Annotated in this window: 19 protein-coding genes; 1 reads left to right on the top strand and 18 read right to left on the bottom strand. The window is 71.9% G+C overall.

The window, feature by feature from the left end:
• Positions 1–6: 6 nt before the first annotated feature.
• The 16 genes from holA to ASG59_RS14805 all read right to left on the bottom strand — a co-directional run bounded on the left by holA (position 7) and on the right by ASG59_RS14805 (position 17,363).
• On the bottom strand, positions 7–1,035 hold the full coding sequence (gene holA / locus ASG59_RS14875) for a DNA polymerase III subunit delta (protein ID WP_056409647.1): 1,029 nt from the start codon (positions 1,033–1,035) through the stop codon (positions 7–9).
• A gap of 22 nt (positions 1,036–1,057) precedes the next feature.
• Positions 1,058–1,594, bottom strand: coding sequence for an LPS assembly lipoprotein LptE (gene lptE / locus ASG59_RS14870; RefSeq protein ID WP_056280922.1), 537 nt, complete (start codon positions 1,592–1,594; stop codon positions 1,058–1,060).
• Between the two features lie 156 nt (positions 1,595–1,750).
• On the bottom strand, positions 1,751–4,330 hold the full coding sequence (gene leuS, locus ASG59_RS14865) for a leucine--tRNA ligase (RefSeq protein WP_056409645.1): 2,580 nt from the start codon (positions 4,328–4,330) through the stop codon (positions 1,751–1,753).
• Between the two features lie 266 nt (positions 4,331–4,596).
• On the bottom strand, positions 4,597–5,505 hold the full coding sequence (locus tag ASG59_RS14860; RefSeq protein WP_056409643.1) for a hypothetical protein: 909 nt from the start codon (positions 5,503–5,505) through the stop codon (positions 4,597–4,599).
• Positions 5,502–7,556, bottom strand: coding sequence for a glycosyltransferase (locus ASG59_RS14855; RefSeq protein WP_056409641.1), 2,055 nt, complete (start codon positions 7,554–7,556; stop codon positions 5,502–5,504). The genes ASG59_RS14860 and ASG59_RS14855 overlap by 4 nt, the downstream gene beginning before the upstream one ends.
• Positions 7,553–9,577: a glycosyltransferase family 4 protein gene (locus ASG59_RS14850; protein ID WP_056409639.1), complete on the bottom strand. Its 2,025-nt coding sequence runs from the start codon at positions 9,575–9,577 to the stop codon at positions 7,553–7,555. Before ASG59_RS14850 ends, ASG59_RS14855 begins: the two co-directional genes overlap by 4 nt.
• Complete coding sequence (locus tag ASG59_RS14845) at positions 9,574–10,311, bottom strand: hypothetical protein (protein WP_056280929.1); 738 nt, start codon at positions 10,309–10,311, stop codon at positions 9,574–9,576. The genes ASG59_RS14850 and ASG59_RS14845 overlap by 4 nt, the downstream gene beginning before the upstream one ends.
• Before the next feature lie 153 nt (positions 10,312–10,464).
• On the bottom strand, positions 10,465–11,361 hold the full coding sequence (locus ASG59_RS14840; RefSeq protein ID WP_055880903.1) for a diguanylate cyclase: 897 nt from the start codon (positions 11,359–11,361) through the stop codon (positions 10,465–10,467).
• A gap of 102 nt (positions 11,362–11,463) precedes the next feature.
• Entirely contained in the window at positions 11,464–11,895 is a 432-nt protein-coding gene (locus ASG59_RS14835) for a hypothetical protein (protein ID WP_082528781.1), read from the bottom strand.
• A 174-nt stretch (positions 11,896–12,069) separates the two neighbouring features.
• On the bottom strand, positions 12,070–12,324 hold the full coding sequence (locus ASG59_RS14830; protein ID WP_082523878.1) for a hypothetical protein: 255 nt from the start codon (positions 12,322–12,324) through the stop codon (positions 12,070–12,072).
• Between the two features lie 191 nt (positions 12,325–12,515).
• Positions 12,516–12,707 (bottom strand): hypothetical protein, encoded by a 192-nt coding sequence (locus ASG59_RS14825; RefSeq protein ID WP_056409635.1) that lies wholly within the window; start codon positions 12,705–12,707, stop codon positions 12,516–12,518.
• Positions 12,708–12,844: 137 nt separating this feature from the next.
• Entirely contained in the window at positions 12,845–13,168 is a 324-nt protein-coding gene (locus ASG59_RS14820; RefSeq protein ID WP_056409633.1) for a hypothetical protein, read from the bottom strand.
• On the bottom strand, positions 13,158–13,319 hold the full coding sequence (locus tag ASG59_RS20700; RefSeq protein ID WP_156387536.1) for a hypothetical protein: 162 nt from the start codon (positions 13,317–13,319) through the stop codon (positions 13,158–13,160). The genes ASG59_RS14820 and ASG59_RS20700 overlap by 11 nt, the downstream gene beginning before the upstream one ends.
• A gap of 267 nt (positions 13,320–13,586) precedes the next feature.
• Positions 13,587–15,839 (bottom strand): xanthine dehydrogenase family protein molybdopterin-binding subunit, encoded by a 2,253-nt coding sequence (locus ASG59_RS14815; RefSeq protein WP_056409631.1) that lies wholly within the window; start codon positions 15,837–15,839, stop codon positions 13,587–13,589.
• A gap of 13 nt (positions 15,840–15,852) precedes the next feature.
• Positions 15,853–16,860, bottom strand: coding sequence for a xanthine dehydrogenase family protein subunit M (locus tag ASG59_RS14810; protein WP_056409629.1), 1,008 nt, complete (start codon positions 16,858–16,860; stop codon positions 15,853–15,855).
• The gene (locus tag ASG59_RS14805; protein WP_055880882.1) at positions 16,857–17,363 is read right to left on the bottom strand and encodes a (2Fe-2S)-binding protein; all 507 of its coding nucleotides are present in this window, start codon (positions 17,361–17,363) and stop codon (positions 16,857–16,859) included. Before ASG59_RS14805 ends, ASG59_RS14810 begins: the two co-directional genes overlap by 4 nt.
• A 213-nt stretch (positions 17,364–17,576) precedes the next feature.
• Between ASG59_RS14805 and ASG59_RS14800 the strand changes: the two genes are divergently transcribed.
• Complete coding sequence (locus tag ASG59_RS14800; protein ID WP_056409627.1) at positions 17,577–18,962, top strand: M20/M25/M40 family metallo-hydrolase; 1,386 nt, start codon at positions 17,577–17,579, stop codon at positions 18,960–18,962.
• Positions 18,963–19,210: 248 nt separating this feature from the next.
• Here ASG59_RS14800 and ASG59_RS14795 read toward each other — a convergent pair whose 3' ends face one another.
• Both ASG59_RS14795 and ASG59_RS14790 read right to left on the bottom strand, forming a co-directional pair.
• On the bottom strand, positions 19,211–22,672 hold the full coding sequence (locus ASG59_RS14795) for a YhaN family protein (RefSeq protein WP_056409625.1): 3,462 nt from the start codon (positions 22,670–22,672) through the stop codon (positions 19,211–19,213).
• The gene (locus ASG59_RS14790) at positions 22,672–23,907 is read right to left on the bottom strand and encodes a DNA repair exonuclease (RefSeq protein WP_056409624.1); all 1,236 of its coding nucleotides are present in this window, start codon (positions 23,905–23,907) and stop codon (positions 22,672–22,674) included. Before ASG59_RS14790 ends, ASG59_RS14795 begins: the two co-directional genes overlap by 1 nt.
• Positions 23,908–24,009: the final 102 nt, after the last annotated feature.

Here is a 24,009-nt window from a genome sequence, read left to right as displayed (position 1 = left end):
TCTCGATCACCCGCGCCGTGCCGCCTCCGTCGCGATGCGCAGGAGGGTGCCCGAGGCCTGGGCGTGGGCCAGTTCCGCATCCGACCGCCGGCAGGCGAGCACGGCCTCCTGGAGCAGGCGCAGGACGTGCCGCAGGGCGGGGGGCGACCAGCGGGCGAGCTGCGTCTCGACGATGGGCTTGCGCTTGAAATGCAGACCGCGCCAGGTCGCCACCATGGCGCCGGCACTCTGGCCCTCGTTGGCGAGCCGGGTCGAGAGCAGGGTGAGAGCGTGGCGCAGCGCGCTGCCGAGCATCACCGAGGGGTCCATGCCCTCGTGGCGGAAGCGGCGGTAGTCACGCTCGACCTCGGCGGTGCGGCCGGCGAAGGCGGCATCGATCAGCGTGTTGAGGACGCTGCCGGCGACATCGCTCACCACCGCCTCGACGTCGTCGAGGCTGACCTGCCCCTGGCCCTGCGCGTAGAGGGCGAGCTTTTCGATCTCGCCAAGGCTGGCGCGGCGGTCTCCGCCGAGGCTCGCCGCCAGCACCTCGCGGGCCTCGCGGGCGATGCGCAGGCCGCTCTCCTGCAGGGTGCGGTCGATGAGCTCGGCCAGCGCCCGCTCGTCGTCGGGGTAGCAAGGCAGGGCCAGCGCCCTCGCCGAGCGTTCGCACAGGGTCCGCAGCGGGGCGGTCTTGGCGAGGTCGCCCGCCTCCACCACCACCCGGGTGTCGACCAGGGGGGCGCCGAGCACCGCCTCCACGGCGGGCGCATAGTTGCGGCTGCCCGGCCGCACCCAGATCGTGCGCGCGCCTCCGAACAGGCCGACCGTGCCGGCCTCGTCGGCGAGGCGTCCGGCGTCCTGCGCCAGGGTGTCGCCGTCGATCTTGACGAGGGCGAAGGGGTCGGCCGGGTCCGCCACGAAGGCCTCGGCCAGGCGCTTGGCCCGGTCGAACACCATGCCGGTGTCGGGGCCGTAGACCAGGATGACGCCGATGCGCGGATCGAGCCCGCGCCGGATCAGGCCCTCGACCTCGTGGGCCTTGACGATCGTCATGGGAGGGGCGGGGCTCGGCGGATCAGGGTTTCGTCACCAGCACGGAGGCGAGCCGGGTCTTGATCTGCTCGGAGAGCACCTTGGCCAGCCGGATCTCGGCGTCGCGGGCGGCGCGCAGCGAGGCGAAGCGCTGGATCGAGCGGTCGTAGGTGGCGGTGCCGGTGGCGACGCCCTCGGTGATGATCTTGGTGCCGTCGAGGTTCTCCAGGGCGTACTTCACCGTGCCGATGATGGTGCCGGCCTCGGCCCGGCCGGTGGTGGAGGAGACGATCGGGGTCTGCACCGACTCGCTGCCCTGCATCTTCAGGCGGTAGCGCTTGGGCGCGGGCGTGCCCGATCCGTCGAGATCGAAGATCAGCTCGCTGCGCAGGTAGTGCCCGATCCGCTCCTGGCCCTGGGCCATGGTGATGTCGTCGACCTGGATCGAGGCCAGCAGCGCCGACATCGACTCGCCGGACGCGGTCGGGCCGTAGAGGGGGCGGAAACAGGCCGACAGGGAAAGGGAGAGGGCGCCGACAAGGGCGATCCGCACCGCCATCCGCTTCGTCACACGCATCATGCTCGCCATCGTCCCGGCTGGAGTCCCGCGACCCCGTCTTACGGCGATCGGCGGCTTCGCGTCACCCGTATAAGGCCCCAAGCTTTACGATTCCCCTGCGGCGGCACGAGGGCGGCAGCCGAACGAGAGGCAAGGCGCCAAGACGATCACGGTCGGTCACACCACCAGGTTCACGATCCGGCCCGGCACCACGATGACCTTGCGCGGCGTGCGGCCCTCCAAGGTCTTCAGGACCGCCTCTGCGGCCAGCACGAGCGCCTCGACCGCCGTGGCGTCAGCGCCCGCCGGCACGGTGACGTCCGCCCGCTTCTTGCCGTTGATCTGGACGGGCAGGGTGATCTCGTCCTCCACCAGCAGCGCGCGGTCCACCACCGGCCAGGGCGCCTGCGCCGCCAGGCCCTCGCCGCCGAGCGCCGACCAGCATTCTTCGGCCAGATGCGGCATCATCGGGGCCACGAGCTGCACCAGGATGCCCGCCGCCTCCCGGGCCGTAGCCTGGGAGATCCCGGTCTTGAGGGCTTCCTCCAGCGCGTTGGCCAGGGTGTAGATATGGGCGACGCAGCGGTTGAAGCGCAGGCGCTCGACATCCTCTTCCACCGCCGCCAGGGCCTTGTGGGCGGCCTTGCGCAGGATGGCGTCGGCCGGGCCAGCGGCGCCCGCGATAACGGCCGCCTGGGAGACGAGGCGCCAGACCTTCTGCACGAAGCGACCGGCGCCCTGCACCCCGTCCTCGGTCCAGATCACGTCGCGCTCAGGGGGCGAATCCGAGAGCATGAACCAGCGCGCGGTGTCGGCACCATAGCTGGCGATGATGTCGTCGGGGTCGACCACGTTCTTCTTCGACTTCGACATCTTCTCGATGGCGCCGATGGCCACCGGCGCCGATGTTTTCACGTGAAACGCCTTGCGCTCCCCGTCGAGCGTCTCGAAGCGGATGTCGGCCGGCGGCACCCAGGCCCCGGCCTCGTCCTTGTAGGTCTCGTGGACGACCATGCCTTGCGTGAACAGCCCGTCGAAGGGCTCCGACACGCCGGACCAGCCGGTGGCCTGCATCGCCCGCATGAAGAAGCGGGCGTAGAGTAGGTGTAGGATCGCGTGCTCGATGCCGCCGATGTACTGGTCCACCGGCAGCCAGCGGTCGACCTGCGCCCGGTCGGTGGGGGCGTCCGTCAGCCAGGGGGCGGTGAAGCGGGCGTAGTACCAGGACGAATCGACGAAGGTGTCCATGGTGTCGGTCTCGCGCCGGGCCGCCGCGCCGCAGCGGGGGCAGGGCACGTTGCGCCAGGCGTGGTCGCGCTCCAGCGGGTTGCCGGGCACGTCGAACGAGACCTCCTCGGGCAGGGTCACCGGCAGGTCGGCCACCGGCACGCCGACCGGGCCGCAGGCCTCGCAATGGACGATCGGGATCGGGCAACCCCAGTAGCGCTGGCGCGAGACGCCCCAGTCGCGCAGGCGGAACTGCACCTTTCGCGATGCGACGCCCTGCGCCTCGAGGCGGTCGGCCACGGCCTTGAAGGCGTCGCCGGTGCTCATGCCGTCGAGGAAGGCCGAGTTGATCATCCGGCCATCGCCGTCGAACGCCGTGTCGGTGATCACGAAGCTGGCGGTGTCCTGTCCCTCGGGGCAGACCACCGGCGTATTGCCGAGCCCGTATTTGTTGGCGAAGTCGAGGTCGCGCTGGTCGTGGGCCGGGCAGCCGAACACGGCGCCGGTGCCGTAGTCCATCAGCACGAAGTTGGCGACGTAGACCGGCAGCAGCCAGGACGGGTCGAGGGGGTGGCGGACCTTGAGCCCGGTGTCGAACCCGAGCTTTTCGGCGGTGTCGATGGCGGCCTGGGCGGTGCCGGTGCGGCGGCACTGCTCGATGAACGCCTGCAAGTCGGGCGCGCCGGCGGCGACCGCCGCCGCGATCGGATGATCCGCCGCAACCGCCAGGAATTTGGCGCCGAACAGGGTGTCGGGGCGGGTGGTGTAGACCAGGATGCCGCCGTCGCGGCCGTCGAGGTCGAACCGGACCTCCAGCCCCTCGGAGCGGCCGATCCAGTTCTTCTGCATCACCCGGACCTTCTCGGGCCACCGCTCCAGCCCGTCGAGGGCGTCGTAGAGGTCCTGCGCGAAGTCGGTGATCTTGAAGAACCACTGCGTCAGCTCGCGGCTCTCGACCAGCGCGCCCGAGCGCCAGCCGCGCCCGTCGATCACCTGCTCGTTGGCCAGCACCGTGTGATCGACCGGGTCCCAGTTCACCTTGGCCGTGCGGCGCGTCACCAGCCCCTTGTCGAGGAAGTCGAGGAACATGCGCTGCTGGTGCTTGTAATAGCCGGGCTCGCAGGTGGCGATCTCGCGGCTCCAGTCGAGGGACAGGCCCATCGCCTGCAACTGGGCGCGCATGCTGGCGATATTGGCCAGCGTCCAGTCGCGCGGGTTCACGCCCCGCTCCATCGCCGCGTTCTCGGCCGGCAGGCCGAAGGCGTCCCAGCCCATCGGGTGCAGCACGTTGAAGCCCCGCGCGCGTTTGTAGCGGGCCACCACGTCGCCCATGGCGTAGTTGCGCACGTGGCCCATGTGGATGCGCCCGGACGGGTAGGGGAACATCTCGAGCACGTAATAGGTCGGGCGCGGGTCGTCGTTGCGGGTCCGGTCGATCCCGGCTTGCGCCCAGGCCGCCTGCCAGCGCGGCTCGGCGTCCTTGGCGTTGTAACGCTCGGGCGGGGCGGGGACGGTCGGGGGAGCGGTCATCGAGACTCGGGCGCCAAGGCGTTGGGAGGGCGTGATCGGGGGCGGGATGTCGCGCCGGACTAGCACGGAAGGCCGGGGGGTCAACACGCCGGTGCCGGCGGCGCGCGTCTCGGCGCCGGAAACGGCCTCCCGCCGTCGATCCCACGCCGTGCGGCCTCGTCCCGAAGCGGAGCGAACGCCGCTTCGCCGAAAGGGCCCCCAACCTCGATCCGCGTTCCCGCCCCTTCTGTCGAAGGTCTAGGCGTCCCTGGACGAGGTCGCGGGGATCACGCCAGCTCGCGCACGGCGAGGCAGCCGGGCGGGAACGAGGCCTTGAGCCGGGGGATGTCCGGGGCGAGGTCCCACAGCCGCGCCTCGGCGTAGCGCACGAGGGTGGTGCCGTCGGCATCCCTGGCGCCGTGGAAGCAGGATTCCAGGGTGAGCGCCAGGGTCGGGTTGGGCGGGTGCAGCCGCAGGCGCATGTCGATCTCGATGGCGAGGCTGTCGAGGGCGGAATCGGCGAAGGCGGCCAGATTGTGCGTCAGGACATCGACCTCGGACCCGTCGAGGGTGAGGAGCAGGCAGATCCGGGCCGCCGCCTGGGTGCAGGCCGCCACCGGCGCGTTGCGCAGGAGGCTCAGGCAGAAGCGCGGGATGCGGGCGTTGGGATAGGCCCACTGCCGTCCCTCGGGCACGCCGCGCAGGAAGACCGCGTTGAGCGGCCGGGCCAGGGACGGGCTGGCGATGCGCCGTTCGGCCCGCCCGTCGGTGCGGAAATGCAGGAGCGGGTTGGCGCCGGCCCTGGCCACGTCGGGATAGCGGGCGAGATAGGCCACCGTGCTGAAGGCCGGGCTCGGATCGAAGCCGGCCTTCACCCCGAGGCTCATGTAGTGCCGCACCGGATCGAGGGCGGTGGGCCCGCTCTGGTCGCGGTAGTAGGCGGTGTCGAAATCCGCGCTCGGGTTGCGGTCGGCTGCGGCCCCCGACCGGACGAAATGCAGGTACGGGTCGAGGCCCGAGGCGACGACGTCCGGATAGGTGCGCTCGTAGAACACCGCATCGAACAACCTCGGCACCGGGCCGAGGGTGGCCCGCCGATAGGCGGCGGTGACGAGGCGGATGGCGCGCCGGCGGAGCGAGGCGTCGGTCGTGTGTGGCTCGGTCTTATGGGAGTCGGTCTTATGGGAGTCGGTCATGCGAATGTCGGCGCCTCGCAGAGCCGTCTCAGGAGGGTGGCGTAGGGGGCGGGCGCGCAGTCGATGCGCAGGCGCTCGAGGCCGGCCCGCTGCACGGCCTCCCAGGTGGCGCGGTCCTCGTGGAGGTGGACCAGGGCATCGGCGAACCCCTCCGGATCGCGCCAGTCGCGCACGCGGTAGCCGGTGCCCTCCGGCCAGCCGATCTGGTCCGCGAGGATCGGCGTGACCACCCCCGGCAGGCCGCGCGAGACCGCCTCGTGGACCTTGTGCGGGATGCCGGCGGCAAAGCGCGTCGGGGCCACCGAGACACGGGTGGCATCGAACAGCGGGCCGGGATCGGCCACCCGGCCGTGCACGGTCACGCCCGGCCGGGCCAGACGCTCGGCCACGGCGGGCGCCACCTGCCCGACCACGTCGAAACGGGCCTCGGGCAGCCGGCGGCGCAGGCGCGGCCAGACCGCGTCGAGAAGCCAGACCAGGGAATCGACGTTGGGCTCGTGGGCGAAGGCCAGGGACCCGATGAACAGGAATCCGTGCCGCCCCGCGAACCCGGGCGGGTCGGGGCGCGGCGCCAGGGCGTGCCCGAGCACGGCGGCATTGGCGCGTCCGTAGCGGGCGACGAGGCCGGCCTCGGCCTGCGAGACGCAGACGACGTGATCGGCGCGCGGAAAGTTGCGGGTCTCGCGCCTCGCCTCGCGGGCGAGAGTCGCGGCGTTGGCGGCCTCGCCGTTCAAGGCGGCGGTGACGAAGGCGCGCACGGCAAACAGCGCCTCCGAATCGAAGATCACCCGCGAGCGTCCGACCCGGCGCAGGGTCAAGCCGAGGTCGTCGACGATCTGGCACACGAGGTCGATGTTGGCCGGGCGGCTGACCCAGAGCACGTCGTAATAGTCCGGCCGCTCCTGGATCAGCTTGGCGATCCCCTCGGGGCCGCAGGGGTCGATGACCTCGATGCGGGTGGAGAGGTCGCGGCGGCGGGCGGCCGGCTCCTCGCCCGTGCCGAACACCGAGCAGAAGGTCACCGCGTAGCCGAGGTCGGCCATGGCGTTGAGCACGCCGTTGGCCCGGGGCAGGCCGGCCCCGAGGTCCTGGTGCGGGGTGAAGTCGTCGACCACCAGCACGCGCAGGGCGAAGGCGTCCTGGTCGCGGCCGCCGAACCCCCGGCGCTGCGGGCCCTGCTCGAACAGCCAGGCCCCGTGCCGCTCGCGGAACAGGGCGCGGTTGCGGTCGAGCAGGCGTTCGACGTCCTCGCGCCGGGGCGAGGTGGCGTTCTCGACGTGGATGGCGGTGGCGCGGGGCTGGTAGACGACCCGCCGGCCCTTCTGCAGGACCCGCACGCACAGGTCGGTGTCCTCGAAATAGGCCGGTGCGTAGCGGTCGTCGAAGCCGCCGAGCTCCTCGAACAGCGCCCGCTCGATCAGCAGCACCGCCCCGGAGACGTAGCCGACGTCGCGCGCGAACCCGGCCTCGGCGGCGAAGGGATCGGTCCAGCCGCGACCGTAGGGATGGGTAACCTGCTCGTCGTCGCGAAAATTCGCGCCGGCCTCCTGCAGGATGCCTCCGGGGAAGACGAGGCGTGCGCCGACGATGCCGACCTCGTCGAACTCCTCGAGGGTGTCGACCAGCGCCTTCATCGCCCCCGGCATCAGGTCGATGTCAGGGTTGAGGAACAGGATGTGGGGGGCCCGCGCCAGCGCCGCCCCGGCGTTGCAGGCCGGCCCGAAGCCGACGTTCTCGGCGTTCTGCACCACGCGCGCACCGTCAAGGCGGGAGAACAGCGTGCGCGTCTCGGCATCCGAGGCGTTGTCGACGACGATCACCTCGAAGGCGACCCCGGCGAGGTCCTGCTGCGCGGCGAGGCGGTAGAGGGTCAGCGCCAGGAGCGGGCCGGCCCCGTGCGAGACGATCACCACGCTGACCCGGGGCGCGGCGACATCGCGAAAGCCGATGCGCACGTCGTTGAGCGCCAGATGGTTCCAGATCAGCGCGGCCTCGACGAGGGCGACACGGCGGCCGGCAGCGGGATCGACGGTGTCGATGGTGATGGTCATGGCGGGCTTCCGGGCCCGTTGGGGCCGGCGAGGTCAAGCACGCCGATCATGTCATCGGTAAGGACGAGAATGCGGTCGCCGGGGACGGCCAGGGACAGGTCGTGGTCGAGGCGCAGGGTGGCGGGCACCGGGGTCAGCTCGTCGCGACGCCGGGCGGTGAAGGCAGCGCCCCATCCGGCCGCCGTCTCGGCGAAGGCACCCCCCATGCGCTCGCCGGCCGACAGCCCGGCCCGGTCGACGGCGAAGACCGCGGCTTCGCGCGGTGCCGTCAGGAAATGGCTCGGGACCACGGTGGCGAGGAGGAGCATGCCGTCGCAGATGCCGACGAGACGGGCCTGTGCCCGCCAGTCCGGCTCCGCCTGCGACAGCAGCAGGGCGAGATCCTCGCGCACGGCCCGCGGCAGCGCCCGGTCGCGGACCCATTCGGGGGAAAGGGCGAGGCGGCGCTCGCAAAAGCCGGCGTCGGAAAGAGCGGCCGCGGTCCGGGGTGCCGTCGCATCGGCGGCCGTCGCGAACCAGCGCCGGCGAGAGGGCGAATAGGCACGGGCGGCGGCATCCGCTCCGGCCGGCACGCGCTCGGTGGCGACGAGGCGGCCGTGGTCGGGATGCTCGCGCAGGGCCGAATCGAGGGAGTCCAGGCCGCTGAGCACCACCGTCCCGAACCGCTGGACCGCCACGGGCTCCGGGGCGGGATCGGCCGGCGGGGCCGGTGGCGGCGGGACGGGTTCGGCGGAGGCCGGCTTCGGCTCCCCGCCGGAGAACATCGCGGCGTAGGGTCTCGTCACGCGATCGGTCATGTCGCCGGCCTTGGCGAGCCAGCCCCGGAGCCGGGTCCGCTCGGGCACCGGCCCGTCGCGGGACGGCGCCCGCCAGTCGCGGATCATCGCCACGAGGTCCGTCTCGGCAGCCTCGGCGCGGGCATTGTAGGTGGCGAAGAGGTCGGCGCAGGCCCGGGCCAGGACCGCGAGGCCGTCCGCGTCCCCGGCGAGGGACAGAACCTGCGCCTTGACGTCCTCCGCCCCCTCGCAGCGATGGGCCGGCACGAGCGGATCGAACCCCTCGAAGCCGACCACGGTGCCCACCACCGGCACGCCGAAGGACAGGGCCTCGGCCACCTTCATCTTGAGGCCGGTGCCCATCAGCATCGGCGCCACCACGAGGTCGACCTCCTCGTAGAAGGCCGCGACCGAGGGGACGTAGCCGGCCAGGCGAACCCCGGCCGGGACGGGCCCGGCGAAGCTCGCGCAGATCTCGCCCGCGATCACGAGTTCCGGGCGCGCCGGCGTCCAGCCCTCGGCCCAGGCCTCGACGAAGCGGGTGATCGAGACGCGGTTGGGATCGTTGCCGTGGCCGATGAAGCCGAGCCGCGCCAGGCGCGACGGGGTCCGGAAGGGAGCCTCGACGAGGAAGCGCGGCGGCAGCAGGTGCACCCGGCTCGCGGTCAGGGCGCGGAAGTGGGCGGCCTCTTCGGACTGGATCGCCAGCACGATGTCGGCGCGGTCGAGGCCGATCGTCTCGTTGGCGGTATCGGTGTAGAAGAAGTTCGGCTCGGCCCGGAACGGGCGGTATTGCCGCTGCCGGTCGGCGAAGCGGTCGTGGGTGTCGATCAGCGTGAGGACGCCGGGCGGGACGGCGGCGAGCGCGCGCGACAGGAACACGTAGTTGACGAGGACGGTACGGGTCTCGGGGTGGGCCGCCAAGTACCAGGCGACGAAATCGCCGACCGCCTGGGGGCACCAGTCGTCGATGCCGAAGCAGCGCGCACGCGTCTTGAGGGGGATGGTCTCGTCCGCCTCGATCAGGAAGCTGCGCTGGAACGACGCCGCCGTGGCCACCATGTCGGTGGGCGGATGCTGGCCGAACCGCCGGTAGATCTGGTCCTCGTGGGCGACGTAGGCGAGGTCCACGGCAAAGCCGGCCCGCTGCAGGGACTGGCAGGTGGTCACGAGGCGGCGGCGGTTGCCCGCGCTCGTGGGGAAGGGCGGCATCGGCGCCAGGACGAGGATCGTGTCCGCACTCATCGCGGGGCGGGGGCCGCCACGATGCGGGCGGTGGAAAAGCCCGCCTCCGTGAGGAGGATCGCCCGGTCGGGCCGCGTGCGGCACGGCCGCCCCCAGACGGTGTCCAGGGTCAGATCGGTGCGGACGTCGCCTCCCGGCCGCACCCGCGCCGAGGCGACGCGGGCACAGGACAGATCGCCGTCCCCGCGCAGGAGGAGGTAGTTCGGCACCGAAAAGCCCGCCAGCGTCACCGTCGAGGCGCCCTCGCCCGACACGGTCAGTTCCGGGGCCGTCTCCGGCACCGGCAGGGCGTCGATCACCGGCCGCAGCATCGGCAGGAGCTTCGACAGCGGCCCCACCGTTTCGGGCACGATCGCCGAGAGGACGGCCACGCACAGCGCCTCGCGCTCGACGGCGGTGAGGGCCTGGGCGGTGCCGGAGCGGGGAACGGCGATGGCGAGATCGTGGAAATGCGTCGCCAGCGCCAGTTCGCCGGCCTCGCGCAGGGCGGTGGCGGCATCGGGACCGGCCAGGACCAGGAGCGCCACCGGTGCCTGCCCCCCGCTCCCGGCCTCGCCCATGCCGGCGAAGGTCCAGGTCACGAGGTCGAGGCCGCCGGGCGCCAGCACCGCCAGCGGGATCGGCAGCGAGGTCGAGACGGGATAGCGGCACACCACGACGTGATCGGTGATCGGCCAGATCTCACCGCCGACACGGCGTGCGGCCTGCGCCGCGGGTTCGGCGAGGCTCGTCATGCATCATCCTCGCGCTTTGCGACGGAACGCCGGGAGATATCGGCGACATCGGCCAGCCGCTTGCACGACCGGGCGGCGCCCCGTCAACCACCTTGGCTCGCGGGCGACTTGGCGTGCCGACCGCAAGGCACACGGGCGGCGGCGTCCGTCCGCTCAGCCGGCCCGCTCGAGGAGGAGATCGGTGGTGGCGGAGACGACGCGGTTGCGCCCGGCCACCTTGGCTTCGTAGACGGCGATGTCGGCCCGCTTGATCATGCCCTCGACGGTGTCGCCCTCCGACCATTCGCTGACGCCGAAGCTGCAGGTGACGCGGATGGGTGTCTTGGCGCCCCGCAGCCGCAGGGACTCGATGACGAGGCGCAGGCGGCCGGCGGCGGCTTCGGCCTCGGCCAGGGTCTTGTTGGGCAGCACGATGGCGAATTCCTCGCCGCCCAGGCGCCCGACGATGCCGTCTGCGGCCAGTTCGCGGGCGACGCTCTGCAGGGCGGTGTCGCCGACGTCGTGGCCGTGCTCGTCGTTGATGCGCTTGAAGAAGTCGATATCGGCGATGATGGCGCTCATTCGGCCGTGGTTGCCGACGCGCTCGGCCGCCTCGTGGACGCGCTTGAGGAAGGCGCGGCGGTTGAGGAGGCCGGTGAGGGGATCGGTGTCGGCGAGCCGGATCAGTTCGCTCTGCATGGTGGTGAGGCGCTCGGCGGCGCGCAGGCGGGCGTGGAGTTCCTCGGCGCCCGGCGGCTTCTCGATGAAGTCGTCGGCCCCGCTGTCCAGCGCCTCGGCCAGATTGCGCGCATTGCGGGCCGAGGACATGGTGATGACGTAGAGCGGGCGGTTGGCCTCGGCCAGGAGGCGGGCCGACCAGCACAATTCGAGCCCGCTCAGGGGCCGGACCTCGAGGCTGGTGATGAGCACGCGCACCGAGGCGGTCTGGGTGACGTAATCGAGCGCCTCGGCGGAGTTCGTGAACACGCCGACCGTGTGACCGTGCGGTTCCAGCAACCCGGCGACGATCTTGAGGACGACGCGGCTGGAATCGACGATGACGATGTGCATGGCGTCCGGATCTGTCCAAGGGAGACGATTCCCCCTCAGACTAACCGCAACACCTTAATGGGTTGCCAAATCCGCCCGACGACGGTCCCGATGCAGCACCAATCAGCGCCGGGGCACCGAGACCGAGATCACGCGCGCACCGCCGCCGTATCCACGACGGGCATCGTATGCGACGCCCGGACGGCTCGTACGGTCGTCGCCGGCAAGGCCGCTTCTGCGGGCGGGCGCGTCGATGACGTAGACGGTGGGGACACCGCTGGGCGCGGCACGGATCCCGCTCGCGGTGGGAATGCCGTAGGTGCCGTAGCCCCAGGCGGGCGGGACGATGTCGCTTGGGGACGGAAACCGGGTGAAGGGGGCGCCGATGTAGTCGCCGCGGATCGCCGGCTCGGCGAATCCATGGCCGTAGGACGGGCCGTAGACGACCGAGCGGGAGCCGCCGTAATAGCCCTGCGCCGAGACGCCGGCGGTAGCGCTGGCGAGGACCAGAACCGAGCCGAGCGCCCTCAGCGACATCCGTTGCGACCACCTCATACGCCGTACTCCTGCCCGCGCGGTAAGGATTGCTTAACCCAATCCATGAACACTGCGAGGGAGAGAGTCGTTCCGAACGGCACCGTAGCGCCAGGGGCGAAGACTGCGTAGGCGAACGTGGTGGGACGGGCTTCGCGGTGTGACGCGCCAGGTCGGCGGACCGAAACGGCCGGCTCAGCGGCAGGTGGTGACGCGGCGCACGATCCAGCCTTCGCCGTCGACCCAGAGGCGGCGACGGGCACGGCTGCAATTGGCGGCGTCGTCACCGGTATCGGGCGAGAGCGCCGGCTGGGTGTCGGCGCTCGACACCTGGGCGACCTTGGTGGTGACCGCCTCGGGGGCGGCCGTGGCGGGCTGAACGCCGGCCAGGGCAAACGCCATAGCGACGCCCGCCGCAAGGGCGGCCAGGCTCGTGTTCTTCGCGCTCATGATCTTCTCGTCCGCCTGCCTTGACCTGGAAACACCGCATTCGGCGCTCCGGCGATGACCCGGCCCGTCACCGGCTCCAGATCGTCCCGACCGTCGGACAAGTAAAGCGCGAAAACCGTATTCAGTTGCAGAACGAACGCGGTTACCGGCGATAAATATCGCGCCGCGTGCGGCACGACACCGGATGCCTGTTATCGCGGCACCGAAACCGGGTTCCGGGGGGTGCCGTCGTGGCCGGCGGTGACGCTCAGCATGGGCAGGACGACGGCGATCTGAAGCGCATCGGTGGTGCCGATCGGCGCGGTCGCCACCCATGCGCCGAGCCCGAGGGCGAGGGACAGCGCCAGGAGCGACGCCTCGACGCCGCGATAGAAACCGTCCATCCGAACTCTCCCCGCGCGGCCCCGGCCCTGACGTCGCGCCACCGGAGAGTCTAGTCGGGGAGGGTTAAGAGGAACCCCACCGACCCGTGCGATGCCGAGGCCGCAGGAACCCACGGTTTCAGCCGAAGGAGACGGCGTCAGGCCTGGCCCATCGTGGCCATCTGGGCGAGATCCTGCGACGGCGGTTGCAGCAGGGCGGCGGCGAGCTGGGCTTCGAGCACCACGAGGTCGCCGTCCGGGTCCGGCTCCCAGCCGCAGGCGCAACCGCCGGGGCCGTCGTGAGCCTGCGCCATCTGGCGGTAGAGGGTCCCGATCGTGCGGGCGGCCACCTGCAGGGCGTCCATCGGCGGCAAGGGACCGCGATGCAGCACGGTCCAGAACGCCCGCCGGATCGCCTCGTCGAGGTCGGCCCGGGTCGCGGCGGCGGCCGAACACGGCCGGTTCGCGCGATCAGCGGCCATGGCGGACCTCCCGCGCGGGCGCCAGCGCGGGGTCGGCGCCGTCGCGGTCGATGAACCCGGCGAGGCGGTGGAGGCGCAGGTCGAGGCAAGAGCCGTCCCACCACGCGATCTGCCCCCACTGACGGATCGTCGTCAGCACCCGTTCCACCATTCCGGCCTCCGTCGATCACCCGTTCCGGCGACCTGAATGAAGACCGATCACGGCAAGATCAAGCAGCGATCGCAATATTGGAATTCCTATAGATTGTAATTCTTATATCGTCGACTGGCGTCGATCGAGAACGATTCCACTCTACCCATAAAATACCTTGCGGCCCTCCACATTCGAAGCGCGGAGCCACGGCGCGCACGAAAAAGGCCGGATCGGACGAGGTGTCCGATCCGGCCGGTGGCAGGGCCGACCCGGTGACGATGGATCTCAGTCGATGAGCTTGTCCACGGTGATGGGCAGATCGCGGATGCGCTTGCCGGTGGCGTGGAACACCGCATTGGCGATGGCGGCGGCCGTGCCGACGATGCCGATCTCGCCCAGGCCCTTCACGCCCATCGGGTTGGCCTTGTCCTCCTCCTCGACGAAGATCACGTCGAGGTTCTGGATGTCGGCGTTCACCGGTACGTGATACTCGCCGAGGTTGTGGTTCATGAACCGGCCGATGGTGTGGTCGAGCATCGACTCCTCTTCGAGGGCCGAGCCGATACCCATGACGACGCCGCCCAGGATCTGGCTGCGTGCGGTCTTGGGATTGATGATCTTGCCCGCCGCGATGGCCGAGACCACGCGGGTCACCCGCACCTGGCCGAGGTCTTCGTCGACCTTCACCTCCACGAAGATCGCAGAGTGGGTATAGGCCGCGAACTCCTTGGCGTGGCCGGAGTCCGGCCCGGCGGACTCGGTCGCCTCGACCTTGTCGACGGCACCCGCCGTCATGGCGTCGACGAGCGAGACGCTGCGCGACGGGTCCCCGGCCACCGCGATGCGGCCGCCCTCGAAGACCACGCGGTCGAAGTCGACGTTGGCCAGCGGCGAGTCGTCCATGGCGCGGGCCATGGCGAAGACGTCGGCGGCGATCTTGCGGCAGGCCTTCATCACGGCGGTGCCGGACGAGGCGGCGGTCCAGGAGCCGCCGGCCACGGGCGCCTCGGCCAGATCGGTGTCGCCGAGCTTGGTCGTGACGTCCTCCATCGGCAGGCCCAGCACTTCGGCGGCGATCTGCGTCAGGATGGTGTAGGTGCCGGTGCCGATGTCGCCGGTGGAGTTGCCGACCACGAGCTTGCCGTCCGAGGTCAGGGTCGCCTGGGCGCTCGACTGCTGCATCAGGGCTTCCCACACGCCGGTGGCCATGCCCCAGCCCACCAGCTCGCGCCCCTCCGTCATGGAGCGCGGCTCCGGGTTGCGCCGCTCCCAGCCGAAGCGCTCGGCCCCTTGCGCGTAGCAGGCGCGCAACGCCTTGGAGCCGAACGGCTTGCCCTCGGTGCGGTCGCGCTCGGAATAATTGGCCAGGCGCAGCGCCACCGGGTCCTGGCCGGTGGCATAGGCCAGCTCGTCCATGGCGATCTCGAGGGCGAGGACGCCGGTCACCGCGCCGGGCGCGCGCATGTCGGCCGGCGTGTAGGTGTCGATCTGCGCGAGCTTGTAGCTCAAGGCGACGTTGTCGCAATCGTAGAGGATGGCCGACCAGTTGACGACGACCTCCTGGTAATCCTCGAAGCGCGAGGTGCCCGAGAGGGCGTCGTGGCGCAGCGACTGGAGATTGCCGGCGGCATCGGCCCCGAGGCTGACGCGCTGGCGCACGTCGGGGCGGTAGCCGAAGGTGAACATCTGGTCGCGGGTCAGGGTCACGCGCACCGAGCGTTCGAGGTCGCGCGCGGCCATCACGGCGAGGAAGAGCTGGTATTGCGGGCGCAGGCCGATGCCGAAGCCGCCGCCGAGGTAGGGATTGAGCACCCGCACCTCGTCCTTCTTCATCCCGAACACCGCCGCGATGTAGCCCTGGCTGTTCGAGACGCCTTGGATCTTGTCGTAGACGGTGATGCGCCCGTTACCGTCCCAAACCACGGTGGAGGCGTGCGGCTCCATCGGGTTGTGGTGCTCGACGGCGAGGCGGTAATCGTTGGAGAGCTTCACCGGCGCGGCCTCGTAGGCCCCCGTCGCGTCACCCCAGGGCTGGGGCGGCGGCTTGATCCCGGCGCGCTTCTTTGGCGGGTCGTAGGCGAATTCGGCCTGGGCATCGACGTCGGTGGCCGGCACCTCGGCGGCATAGGCGACCTTCACCAGCGAGGCGGCATGGCGGGCGGTCTCGAAGTCCTCCGCCACCACCAGGGCGACCGGCTGGCCGCTGTAGTGGATCACGTCGTCGTAGAGCGCCCGGAACGGCGAGCCGGGGGGCGCCACCGCGTCGCGGTAGTTGTAGTCGAGCCAGGCCGTGCGCGGCCGGTTCTCGTGGGTGAAGACCTTGATGACGCCGGGCACCGCCTCGGCCTCGGCCGTCTCGATGGCGGTGATCCTGCCCTTGGCGATGCCGCCGGAGACGACGTAACCGTGGGCGAGGTCGGGGGCCGCGAACTCGCCGGCGTATTTGGCAAGGCCCGTGACCTTGGCCGGACCGTCCACGCGGCTGTGGGCGGTGCCGACGTAGCGGTCGGTGCCGGTGGAGCTGATGGTGGTGACCATGAGGCTGTGACCTTTACGCGATGCGCTTGTCGGAGATCGACTGCGGCGTGCCGGCGGCGGCCTGGGAGAGGCCGCGCACGATGGCGCGTCGCGCGAGTTCGACCTTGAAGGCGTTGCCCGACTGGGGCTCGGCCTCCGAGACGACGATGGCGGCGGCGGCCTCGAAGGTCTCGGCCGTCGCCGGCTTGCCCCGGAGCGAGGCTTCGGCTTGCGGGTTGCGCCAGGGCTTGTGGGCGACGCCGCCCAGAGCGAAGCGGCCCGCCCGGATGGTATCGCCGTCGAGATCGAGCACGGCCGCCACCGACACGAGCGCGAAGGCGTAGGAGAGCCGGTCGCGCAGCTTGAGGTAGGTGTAATGCGAGGCCGCATCCTGCTCCGGCAGATCCACCGAAAGGACGATCTCGTCGGGTGCCAGGGTGGTGTCGATGTGGGGCGTGTCGCCCGGCAGACGGTGGTAGTCGGCGAACGGGATGCTGCGCTCGCCGCCGGGGCCGGCCACCCGCACCACGGCGTCGAGGGCGGCCAACGCCACGCACATGTCGGACGGGTGCGTGGCGATGCAGGCGTCGCTGGCCCCGAAGATCGCGTGGATGCGGTTGACGCCGCCGATGGCCGGGCAGCCGCTGCCGGGCTCGCGCTTGTTGCAGGGCGTCGCCTCGTCGTAGAAATAATAGCAGCGGGTGCGCTGGTTGAGGTTGCCGCCGGTGGTGGCCGCGTTGCGCAATTGGCCCGACGCACCGGCCAGGATCGCGTTGGCCAGGACGGGGTAGCGCGCCACGATGCGCGCATCGTAGGCGGCGGTGGCGTTGGTGACGAGGGCGCCGATGCGAAGCCCGCCCTCGTGCTCCTCGATGGCATCCAGCGGCAGGCGGGTGATGTCGACGAGGCGCCCTGGCCGCTCGACGTTGTACTTCATCAGATCGACGAGGTTGGTGCCGCCGGCGATGAAGCGGCCGCCGCCGGCCACCGCCTGCACGGCCTCGGCCACGGTGCCGGCGCGGACGTAATCGAAGCGGTTCATCGGGCGGCTCCCGACTGCATCACGTCCTCGATGGCGTCGACGATGTTGGTGTAGGCGCCGCAGCGGCAGATGTTGCCGCTCATCGCCTCGCGGATCTCGTCCCGCGACCGGGCATGGCCTTCGGCGATCATCCCGGCCGCGGAGCAGATCTGGCCGGGGGTGCAATAGCCGCACTGGAAGGCGTCGTGCTCCACGAAGGCGGCCTGGAGCGGGTGCAGGGTGCCGGCTTCGGTCAGGCCCTCGATGGTGGTGACGGTGGCGCCGTCCTTCATCACGGCCAGCGCCAGGCACGAATTGATGCGCTTGCCGTCCACCAGCACCGTGCAGGCACCGCACTGGCCGTGATCGCAACCCTTCTTGGTACCGGTCAGATCGAGCCGTTCGCGCAGCAGATCCAGCAGCGTCGTCCAGGGGGCGACCTCGAGGGTGCGGACCTCGCCGTTGATCGTCAGGCTGATGCCGACGGTCTCCATGGCCCGGGGTGAGCCGCTGTCGATGAGCATGGGCGATCCGCTGTTTGCTTCGGTCGAATGGTCTGCGCGCGACAAGCGGGCGGACCGGGGTCGTGCGGCGGGGCCCGCTGGCAGGCCGCTCGGCGCAGTCGATAACAGTTCCAGTCTGCGCCCTGTTCCCCCGGGCCGGACGGGGCCACGGTTTACGGCCGGCCCCGGCCTCGGCTACGCCTTCTGGAAACGCACCCCGATCAGGATCCCGCCATGGCCGCGCTCGACCCCGTGCTCAACGACATCGACCACGATCTCGACAACGCCCTCGCGCGGCTGTTCTCGTTCCTGCGCATCCCCTCGATCTCCACCGATCCGGCCTATGCCGGCCATTGCCGCGAGGCCGCCGCCTGGCTGGAGGGCACCCTCGCGGCGATCGGCTTCGAGACCGGCATCCACGAGACCAGCCTGCACCCGGTGGTGCTGGCGCATGCGCCGAAGCCCGGGAAGCCGCACGTGCTGTTCTACGGGCATTACGACGTGCAGCCGGTGGACCCGCTGTCCTTATGGGAGACGCCGCCGTTCGAGCCGCGCATCGCCACCGATGCCGCGGGCGAGAAGCGGATCGTCGCGCGGGGCGCCTCCGACGACAAGGGCCAGGTGATGACCTTCGTCGAGGCCTGCCGCGCCTGGAAGGCGATGGAGGGGGAACTGCCCTGCGGCGTCACCATCCTGATCGAGGGTGCCGAGGAGAACGGCTCGCAGGGCCTGCCCGAATGGGTGGCGGCCAACCGGGACAAGCTGGCCGCCGACATCGTGCTCGTGTGCGACACCAGCATGTGGAATTCCACGACGCCGGCGATCACCACCTCGCTGCGCGGGCTCGCCTATTTCGAGGTCAAGGTCACCTGCGCCGACCGCGACCTGCATTCGGGCTTCTTCGGCGGGGCCGCCGCGAACCCGATCCACGTGCTCGCCAAGATCATCGCCGACCTGCACGACACCGACGGCCGGGTGACGCTGCCGGGGTTCTACGAGGGGGTGCGCGAGACCCCGCCCGAGATCCTCGAGCAGTGGCGCGGCCTCGACCTCAGCCCGGACAAGTTCCTGGGGCCGATCGGCCTGAGCCAGCCGTCCGGCGAGCGCGGGCGCATGCTGATCGAGCAGATCCAGTCGCGCCCGGCCTGCGACGCCAACGGCATCGTCGGCGGCTACACGGGCGAGGGCACCAAGACGGTGATCGCATCCCAGGCCAGCGCCAAGGTCTCGTTCCGCCTCGTGGACGACCAGGACCCGGAGGTGCTGGCGACCACCTTCGAGGCGTTCGTGCGGGAGCGCATCCCCGCCGACTGCTCGGTGGAGGTGGTCTGCTACAAGGGCTCGCGGGCCATCAGCCTGCCGTTCGACATGCCGGAACTCGACATCGCCAAGGCGGCGCTGGCCGCGGAATGGGGGGTGGCCCCCGTCACCATCGGCGCGGGCGGCTCGATCCCGATCGTCGGCGACTTCAAGCGCCTGCTCGACCGCAACACCCTGCTCATCGGCTTCGGCCTCGACGACGACCGCATCCATTCGCCCAACGAGAAGTACGACCTGCGCAGTTTCCACAAGGGCACGCGCTCGTGGGCGCGGATCCTGGGGGCCTTCGGGGGGCTCTGAAACCCTCCCCCCGCGGAGCGACCGTATTCGCACATCCCCGAACGCCGTCCTGGCTCGTCCCACCCTCTCCCCTCATCCCGAGGTGCCGGAGCGAAGCGGAGGCCTCGAAGGAGCCCTCCAGATACCGCTGTGCCCTCTGGAAACCTCCTTCGAGGCCCGCTGACGCGGGCACCTCAGGATGAGGTGGCGGGTGGGAGAAATGCGTGCATCCGATAGCCCGTTGAAGGGGGAAGGGTTGGCGCGCCCCCTCACATCGTCACGACATCGACCCCATCGCCCAGCCGCGCGCGGGCGAGGTCGGCGACATGGGCGTGGTGGGTGAACAGGATCGGCTGGATCGTCCCGCCCACCGCGGCCAGGGCCTCCAGGCCGTGGCCGGTGCGGGCGTCGTCGAAGGTGATGAAGAGGTCGTCGCCGATGAAGGGGGCCGGCTCGCCGCGGGCGGCGTAATCCTGCAGGTAGGCGAGCCGCAGGGCGAGGTAGAGCTGGTCGCGGGTGCCCTCGCTCAGGCCCTCGACCGGGACCGAGCCGCCGTCGGCCCGGCGTCCGGTGAGGCGGGGGGTGTCGGCCTCGTCGTACTCCTGCGCCAGCCCGGCGAAGGCGCCCCCGGTCAGGCCCGAAAACAGGTCGCCGGCCCGCGACAGGAGCGGGTCCTGCTGTCCGGCCCGGTGGCGGCCGATGGCGGTGCCGAGCATGAGGTGGGCGAGCTTGAGCACCGCCCACTGCCGGGCGTGGACCTGCAACTCGGCCTCCGCCGCCTTGCGCTGGGCGACCGCGAGTTCGGCGCCGACCCCGCCCTCGAGGTCCTGTCGGCGGCGCTCGCCCCGGTCGCGGTCGGCGAAGACGACGCGGCCCTCCTGGTCGTGGGCCTCGTCCTCCATGGCGATGCGGGCGAGCGCCGCCTCGATGGCATCGGGCGAGGTCGCCACGAGGTCGTCGCGCAGGCTCGCCTCGGGCAGGCCGTCGGCGGCGCGGGTGAGTTCGGCCCGGCGGGCGGCGAGATCGGCCCGCAGGCGGGCGCGGGCCAGGAGGCGGCCCTGCAGGGTCTCGATCGCGGGAACGGCATCGGCGCCGAGATCGGGCCGGTAACCGGCGAGGTGTCCGGTCAGGGCCGCTTCGGCCCTGGCGAGGTCGGCGTCGGCGATCTCGACCCTGCGGTCCGCCTCGTCACAGTGGCGCGTCAGCGCGGTGCGGCGCGCCTGGGCGTCGCGGGCCTGTTGCAGGCGGCCGTGCAGGGAACGGATCGCGGCGCTGGGCGCCATCTCCGCCAGGTCGGGGGCGACGGCGGCCAGGAGTTCGGCCACGGTCGCGGCATAGGTCTCGCGGTCGCGGCGGATGCCGGCGACCCGGCGGGCGAGGGTGTCGTGCGCGTCGAGGGCGAGCGGCACCGCCCGCCATGCCTCGATGGCGCCCTCGGCCTCGGCGAGGCTGGCGGTCGCTGTGAGACCGACGGCGGCGACGGCCTCGCCCCAGCCCGCCGCCCAGGCGGTGCGGCCGGCGTCGGCCTCGCCGAGGGCGTCGCCGAGCCGGGCCCGTTGCGTCGCGGCGGCGCGCAGCCGCGCCTTGGCCTCGCGGCCGGCCTCCCACAGGCCGGCGAGCTCCGTGATGCGGTCGTCGAGCCGCGCCAGGAGGAGCGCCGGCGGCAGGGTATCGAGACCGGACAGGCCGGCGCGGGCGGCCAGATCGACCAGGGGCGTCCGGCACGCCTCGATGCGGCGCGAGAGGGCCGCGATTTCATTTTGCCGGCTCTCCAGGACCTGCTGGCCCTCGATGAGGTTGACCGCCTCGCCGAGCCAGACCGCCATTTCCGCCGGCGGCAGCGGCAGGATGCCGGCCGGGGCCCAGGCGGCGCGCCAGTCGTCCAGCGCCTGGGAGGCCTCCGCCGCGATCTCGTCGAGGCTTGCGCGGGCGCCGGCCTCCTCCTCCTCCTCGGCCGCGAGGCGGCGGTGGTCGGCGGCCTGCTCGGCGACGCGGGCGGCGTCCAGGCCGAGGTCGTCGGCCATGCGGTCGGCGGCCGCGACGGCGCGCTCGTAGCGGGCGATGGGGTCGGCGCCGGCCGTGCCGGCGCGCAGCGGGGCGAACAGGTCGTCGCGCTCCCGGCGCAGGGCGGAGAGATCGACGAGCGACGGGATCGGCCGGCCGGCCTCGCGGCGCAGGAGCCGGGTGCGGGTCGCCGCCACCGCCTTGCGGGCGGTGGCGAGGGCATCGCAGGCGCGCAGGCGCTCGCGCTCCTTGGTCTCCATCAGGGTGCGGAACCGCGCCACCGTCTCGGGCTGGGGCAGGGGCGCATCGACCAGGGCGGCGGGGTCGGTCACGGCGGGCGAGAGGCGGGCGGCCTGCCCGGCGAGCAGCCGCGCCTCGTGCCGCACCGCCGCATCGAGGGCGTCGCGCCGGGCCAGATCCTCGCGCAAGGGAGCCAGCACCTTGAAGGCGGCGCGCAAGGGGCCCGGATCGACCACCACCCCCTCGGCCTCCACCGCGCGGGCGAGGTCGGCTTCCTCGGCGGTGGCCGCGGCGAGGTCGCGCCGGAGCCGGGTGAGCGTGGCCTCGCGCTCGCGGCCCTCGCGGACCAGGGCGTCGATGCGGGCGCGGGCGGCGTCCGAGGGCTGGCGGGCGGACAGGGCGGCGCGGTCGGGCAGGCCGACCCGGATGGCCAGGCGGTCGAGGTCGGCCGCGGCCCGGTCGGCGTCGGCCTGGATGCGGGTGAGATCGACCCCGTCCTTGTCGAACCGGTCGATGCCGCGGAACCGTTCGAGGACGTCCTGGTCGCGCGCGATCACGCCGGCCTCGACGGTGACCGCGTCGCGGTCGGCGCTGGCATGCGCCAGGGCGGTGCGGGCCCGGGCCTGTTCCGCACCGGCCGAGCGCAGGGCCGAGAGCGCGTCGCCGAGGCGGTCGATCCAGTCCGGGCTGGCCTCGACGAGGTCGGGGTCGGCCTCCGCCTGCGCCGAGATCGCGTCGATGGCGGCCACCAGGGGGGCGACGCGCTTGAGTCGTTCGAGCCGGGCGCGCTCGCGGGCGATGGCCTCGCGGGCGTCGCGGATCGCGTCGAGGCGGGATGCGGCGGCCTCGATCTCGTCGTTGAGGGCGCGCCAGTCGCCCGCGCGCAGTTCGGTCTCGCGGATCGCCCGGCGGGCGGCCTCGTGCCGGTCGAGGGCCTGGTAGAAGGTGCGGTCCTTCGAGCGGCGCGGGGCGAAGATGGCGTCGGCCTCGGTGCCGAGCCCCTTCTGCAGGTCGTGGTAGCCGCGCAGGCCCGAGGCGGCGGCGAACAGGCTGGCCCCGACCTCCCCGTCGCTGGTGAGCATCTCCCGGCCGCCCTGGCGCAGGCTGGCCGCATCGAGTCCGAAGGCGCGGCAGAACACGTCGCGGGTGAGCCCGCCGAGGAAGGGCACCAGCGCGTCATCGGGCAGGGCCGCATCGGCGGCGTCGACGAGGGTGCCGCTGTTGCCCTTGCGCCGGCGGAAGGCGAGGCGGCGGCCGTCCACGGCCTCGATCTCGGCCCCGAGCCGCAGGGTCTTCATCTCGTGCAGGAATGCGAAGCGGGTGCGCGCCTCGATCCCGAACAGCAGGTCGGTGACGGCGGCCAGCGCCGTGCTCTTGCCGGCCTCGTTGGGGCCGAGCACCACGTGCAGCCGCGCATCCGGCCGGAAGGCGAGGCGGCGGCCGGAAAAGGGGCCGTAGCGTTCGAGGTCGAGGCTGAGGAGGCGCATCAGCAGGACCGGCCGGACAGGCGCCCGACGATCACCGCCTCGGCCTCGGCGCAGAGGGCGTCGAGGTCGGACAACTCCTCCCCGCCGGCCCCGGCCGGGAGCTTGCCCCCGATCTCGGCCAGGACCGCCGCGGCGCGGGCCCGGAAATCCGGGTCGCGCTCGACGCTGGCCAGCATCGCGACGGGGTCGATGCCGGAAATGTCGATGCGCGGACCCGCCCCCTCGGGCCGGCGGGTGGCGTTGACGAGGCGCTCCAGCCAGATGTCCTCGTGGATGCGCTGGGCCGCCGCCTGGACCTCGGCGGTGAAGGCCTCGCGGTCGGCGGCGATGCGGTCGTGCAGGCCGGTCTGTCCGGTGAGGCGCAGGCGCAGGGCCAGGAGCCGCCCGCCGGCCTCCTGAGCCAGGGGCCGCAGGGCCGCCTCGATCGCCGCCAGCGCCTCGCCCTCCTCGGCGATCCCGGCGAGGGCGACGTCCAGGGTCGCGAACCGGGCCTGGTCGACGATGAGCCGGCTCACCCCCGTCACCCGGCCGTCGGCGACCTCCACCACCACGGCGCCCTTGGCCCCGCATTCGCGCACCGAGCGGCCCTGGAGGTTGCCGGGAAACACGATCCACGGGTCGCGGGCGAGCTCGGCATGCTCGTGGATGTGGCCGAGCGCCCAATAATCGTAGCCGCGCCCCGTGAGATCGGCGATCGAGCAGGGCGCATAGGTGTCGTGCAGCGACGAGCCGGTGCAGGAGGTGTGGAGCACGCCGATGTTGAACCAGCCCGGCACGGGCGCCGGATAGGTCAGGGCGTAGTTCTCCTCCACCGCCCGGTTGGGGAAGCTGCGCCCGTGCAGGGCCACCCGCAGGTGGTCGAGGCGGTGGGTCTCGGCCCGGTCGGCGCGGTAGCCGCGCACGCAAGGGGGCAGCGTGATCGCCTTGGTGATGACGCTCTCGGCATCGTGGTTGCCCCGCACCAGCACCACCGGAATGCCGGCCCGGTCGAGTCGCGCCACCTGCCGGGCGAAGAACAGCCCGATGGTGTTGTCGGCCCAATCGCCGTCGTAGACGTCCCCGGCCACGATCAGGAACGCCACCTTCAGGGCGATGGCCCGGTCCACCAGCTCCTCGAACGCCCGCCGCCCGGCCGAGGCGAACCGCCGGGCGATCTCGGCATCCTTGAGCGCGAGCCCTGTCAAAGGGCTGCCCAGATGCAGGTCGGCGGCATGGATGAAGGTGAAGGCGGCCATCCGGTTGGCGTAACGCGGATGGCGAGTCGCTGTCACGGGGTCGGGGGATTGGCCTGTGGAGGGGGATCTTGGGAGCTTTTTCTGGGAGGTGGGCGTTTCACG

Source organism: Methylobacterium sp. Leaf466 (assembly GCF_001425565.1).
GTDB lineage: Bacteria > Pseudomonadota > Alphaproteobacteria > Rhizobiales > Beijerinckiaceae > Methylobacterium.
Note: the sequence above shows the minus strand (reverse complement) of the source record. Positions and strands in the feature narration are given on the sequence as shown.

What these genes read in the sequence shown, in the direction of transcription:
- ASG59_RS14815 (WP_056409631.1), bottom strand. Translation starts at nt 15,839, where the DNA reads ATGGTCACCACCATCAGCTCCACCGGCACCGACCGCTACGTCGGCACC.
- ASG59_RS14845 (WP_056280929.1), bottom strand. Translation starts at nt 10,311, where the DNA reads ATGACGAGCCTCGCCGAACCCGCGGCGCAGGCCGCACGCCGTGTCGGC.
- ASG59_RS14825 (WP_056409635.1), bottom strand. Translation starts at nt 12,707, where the DNA reads ATGGACGGTTTCTATCGCGGCGTCGAGGCGTCGCTCCTGGCGCTGTCC.
- leuS (WP_056409645.1), bottom strand. Translation starts at nt 4,330, where the DNA reads ATGACCGCTCCCCCGACCGTCCCCGCCCCGCCCGAGCGTTACAACGCC.
- ASG59_RS14850 (WP_056409639.1), bottom strand. Translation starts at nt 9,577, where the DNA reads ATGAGTGCGGACACGATCCTCGTCCTGGCGCCGATGCCGCCCTTCCCC.
- holA (WP_056409647.1), bottom strand. Translation starts at nt 1,035, where the DNA reads ATGACGATCGTCAAGGCCCACGAGGTCGAGGGCCTGATCCGGCGCGGG.
- ASG59_RS20700 (WP_156387536.1), bottom strand. Translation starts at nt 13,319, where the DNA reads ATGGTGGAACGGGTGCTGACGACGATCCGTCAGTGGGGGCAGATCGCG.
- lptE (WP_056280922.1), bottom strand. Translation starts at nt 1,594, where the DNA reads ATGATGCGTGTGACGAAGCGGATGGCGGTGCGGATCGCCCTTGTCGGC.
- ASG59_RS14795 (WP_056409625.1), bottom strand. Translation starts at nt 22,672, where the DNA reads ATGCGCCTCCTCAGCCTCGACCTCGAACGCTACGGCCCCTTTTCCGGC.
- ASG59_RS14830 (WP_082523878.1), bottom strand. Translation starts at nt 12,324, where the DNA reads ATGAGCGCGAAGAACACGAGCCTGGCCGCCCTTGCGGCGGGCGTCGCT.
- ASG59_RS14810 (WP_056409629.1), bottom strand. Translation starts at nt 16,860, where the DNA reads ATGAACCGCTTCGATTACGTCCGCGCCGGCACCGTGGCCGAGGCCGTG.
- ASG59_RS14840 (WP_055880903.1), bottom strand. Translation starts at nt 11,361, where the DNA reads ATGCACATCGTCATCGTCGATTCCAGCCGCGTCGTCCTCAAGATCGTC.
- ASG59_RS14855 (WP_056409641.1), bottom strand. Translation starts at nt 7,556, where the DNA reads ATGACCATCACCATCGACACCGTCGATCCCGCTGCCGGCCGCCGTGTC.
- ASG59_RS14790 (WP_056409624.1), bottom strand. Translation starts at nt 23,907, where the DNA reads ATGGCCGCCTTCACCTTCATCCATGCCGCCGACCTGCATCTGGGCAGC.
- ASG59_RS14835 (WP_082528781.1), bottom strand. Translation starts at nt 11,895, where the DNA reads ATGAGGTGGTCGCAACGGATGTCGCTGAGGGCGCTCGGCTCGGTTCTG.
- ASG59_RS14800 (WP_056409627.1), top strand. Translation starts at nt 17,577, where the DNA reads ATGGCCGCGCTCGACCCCGTGCTCAACGACATCGACCACGATCTCGAC.
- ASG59_RS14860 (WP_056409643.1), bottom strand. Translation starts at nt 5,505, where the DNA reads ATGACCGACTCCCATAAGACCGACTCCCATAAGACCGAGCCACACACG.
- ASG59_RS14805 (WP_055880882.1), bottom strand. Translation starts at nt 17,363, where the DNA reads ATGCTCATCGACAGCGGCTCACCCCGGGCCATGGAGACCGTCGGCATC.
- ASG59_RS14820 (WP_056409633.1), bottom strand. Translation starts at nt 13,168, where the DNA reads ATGGCCGCTGATCGCGCGAACCGGCCGTGTTCGGCCGCCGCCGCGACC.